This window comes from Bhargavaea beijingensis, from assembly GCF_900101985.1.
Lineage (GTDB): Bacteria > Bacillota > Bacilli > Bacillales_A > Planococcaceae > Bhargavaea > Bhargavaea beijingensis.
Map to the genome: position 1 here is coordinate 1 of NZ_FNAR01000040.1, position 2,856 is coordinate 2,856.

Annotated in this window: 3 protein-coding genes; all 3 read right to left on the reverse strand. The window is 38.7% G+C overall.

The window, feature by feature from the left end; all coding sequences use genetic code 11:
• Nucleotides 1–559 precede the first annotated feature (559 nt).
• The gene (locus BLT01_RS14915; RefSeq protein WP_092099127.1) at nt 560–1,021 is read right to left on the reverse strand and encodes an Imm30 family immunity protein; all 462 of its coding nucleotides are present in this window, start codon (nt 1,019–1,021) and stop codon (nt 560–562) included.
• A gap of 483 nt (nt 1,022–1,504) precedes the next feature.
• Nucleotides 1,505–2,038 carry an SMI1/KNR4 family protein gene (locus tag BLT01_RS14920; RefSeq protein ID WP_092099130.1) on the reverse strand — a complete coding sequence of 178 codons (534 nt, stop codon included), beginning with the start codon at nt 2,036–2,038 and terminating at the stop codon, nt 1,505–1,507.
• Between the two features lie 126 nt (nt 2,039–2,164).
• Nucleotides 2,165–2,856 (reverse strand): DNA/RNA non-specific endonuclease (locus BLT01_RS15470; RefSeq protein ID WP_245696956.1); only part of this gene is annotated, 692 nt, incomplete at its 5' end.

Consider the following 2,856-nt stretch of genomic DNA (forward strand, 5'->3'; position numbering starts at 1 on the left):
ACAATAGACGTTGCCACCGTCCCTAAAGCGTAAGTAACCCAATGTGCACGCGAATTGGCATCGCCATTGACCCTATCTCGTTCATAGGATTCCGAGATGGCCGTTTTAATGGTCAGATCCCGCGCCATCGGCAGGCCCGTGCTTCCGCGTCTCCGACTCTCAGACAATAGTCCTTCCTCGCCAAGCACGTCATACGTTTTCCTCCAGCGCTATAGCGATTGTTTCGGTATATCCCGACCCGATCTGATTGGGGTTAAATCCTGCCTTCAGGAAGATTTCGTATGGTGTCTCGCCTTCCTGATAGGCCTTCACGGCCGACAGCTTGAATTCAGGCGAGTATTGTATCGTCTAATCCGTCACAGGAGGAGATTGGGATTGTCCTCGAGAAGTCGGCGAATGGATTCATTAAGTGGTTGGCGGCTCATCGAAAATTTCCTCAGTTTAACTTTGTGTCCAGTATAGCGGAGTTTTTGACCACGAAAAAACCCCGAACCGGGACTTTTTTTAAAGTGTCCGTAGTTCGGGGGACAGTTCATTTAGCCAAATAAGGTGGTTATCATTATATTGCTTGTAATACTTCATCTACAGAATTGCTAAACATATTTGGGTCTTCACTTTTTATATCAGATAATAAGTTTACTATTATTTCTTTTGTATTATCATCTAGCTTAGATAGGACACTACCGTATATTCTTCTTACTTGTTCATGATTTAAAATTCTGTAATGTAAAACTTCCATCCATTCTCTTGCCCTATCAATAACACTTGGGACAGCTAGAGTGATTAAATATAATCCTTCTTCAATATTTTCTTTATAAAGGTGTTCTATACCATGTACTAATCCGAACATTATTTCATATTGTTCCGTATCATCGTCAAATCCTAAACATAATCCTGTAATAACTGATTTATCACCTAAGGAAACGAGATTACTTAATGCTTCTTCAAATTCTGATATTTCTTTTTGAGATTGTAAAAGCCTATTTGTGTATAATTTCTTTAATTCCACTTTCACATCCATACACTCCACTCCACTCCACTCCACTCCACTTACTTATTAAATAACTCAGGAAACAATTCTTTGTTCTTTCTAATTGTATCAATAAGACCGTCTCTTATTTAAGGTGTATAGACACCGTCCTTCATATATATTCTTCTTGCGTCTAATATATCATTAGCAAGGGCATCACGTGGCGTATATGGCAAGAGATTGGCCAGGAAAGCACTCGCTTCATCAAATGATTTTCCATTAGACATAAGTTCTGCAACTTTAAAGAAAATGTTTCTTCTCGAGCGGTTTGTTGAGCAACATTACCTTCGAATGCACGTCCCTCAGCAATGTATCTTTCTCTATTTTTAGATACTCATCTATCGTTAATTCATTCATACCTTTTCTTGGTCTTTTAATTGTCTAGAAAACTCTTTAAAATTGTTTTTTTAATAATAATCCGTTTTAAATAAGAAAAAAACCTTGAAAGGCATCTAGGCAATCAAGGTTAAATAACTACTCAACATTTACTGAAACGAATGTAGTTTCTTCACTTGGAAAGTCATCAGGGAATGCATTACATATTAATTCTTTCGTTATTATTTGATATAAAAATTCTACCATTGTGAGTGAGTAAGTATAATTCTTTGGTGACCTCGATTCATACACTACGATTTTCCATTCATCAGGCTTTCCATCTGTTAACCAGTATAATTCGTCACCATTATCAGTGTATGCCCATGGAAGTATCCCCCCACTTGAAGGGTATACATCATGTTTATAATATTTCGGAAAATTTTTCTTGGATTGAATATATGCATCCTTCATTTCGTTCTGCCTACCAAGATAATTTATATTTTCATCGTTTACAAAAGGTGTTAATATCCACAAGAAATTGTCAATACCACCCGTACCATATGTTTCTATGAATTTTACATAGTCTGAGGGCAGTTCCGTTCCAAGAGTGTCAAAAAAATTTCGCCATTGTTCTTTATTCCCGGTTTTTTGTGGAATTTCAGGAGGAGGGAGTATTGTAATTAATTTATCCAAATAAATCGACTCCTATTTTTTATTTATTATTGTTACAGCTAAAGAAAAACTAGTTGTTCCCCTTGCTTTTAACGTAATACCTTTAGGAATTAAATTATTTCCCTCATAAATCGGAATTGATTGATATCATACAACTTCACCTTTTTCAACAGCAACTCGTACAGAACTCTCAAAATCTCTCATAACAGGTGAGTTTACAGGTGTCTGATAAAGTGTGACTAAATTTCGCGCATCTTTTCCAGGGCCACCTAACTGGTTACCCAATAAATGTCCTCGAGCATGACCTGGACTCCCTGGTCCACCACCTAAGAAACCAGGAGGTTTAATTGATTGACTCGCTTTGCTACCAGTACCAATCATGTCCTGTGTAATTGTAGCTGTTACTCCAGTTGGTCGACCCAGGTTATCCAACTCACCAAGAATAACATTTTGAGGTGAATTTTGTGTTATTTTAGATATTCCGAAATCACCCGTACCCTTAGTAACAGCTTTCTCTGTTACTCCACTAACTCCACTTTCAGCTTTCGCCATTGTAATCAGTTGATCCTTCAACTGTACACCATTGACCACATTATAAGGGATGCCTCCTGCCATAGCCAACTGAGGACGTGGCGTATATGGCAAGAGATTGGCAAGGGAAGCACTCGCATGATTAGTAGCGGAAACGACTCTTGGAACACTTGCTTTCGCTGCTGTGGTACCTGTCTTGACGAGGGCGTTTGTACCTTTTGTCCCGACAATAGACGTTGCCACCGTCCCTAAAGCGTAAGTAACCCAATGTGCACGCGAATTGGCATCGCCATTGACCCTATCTCGTT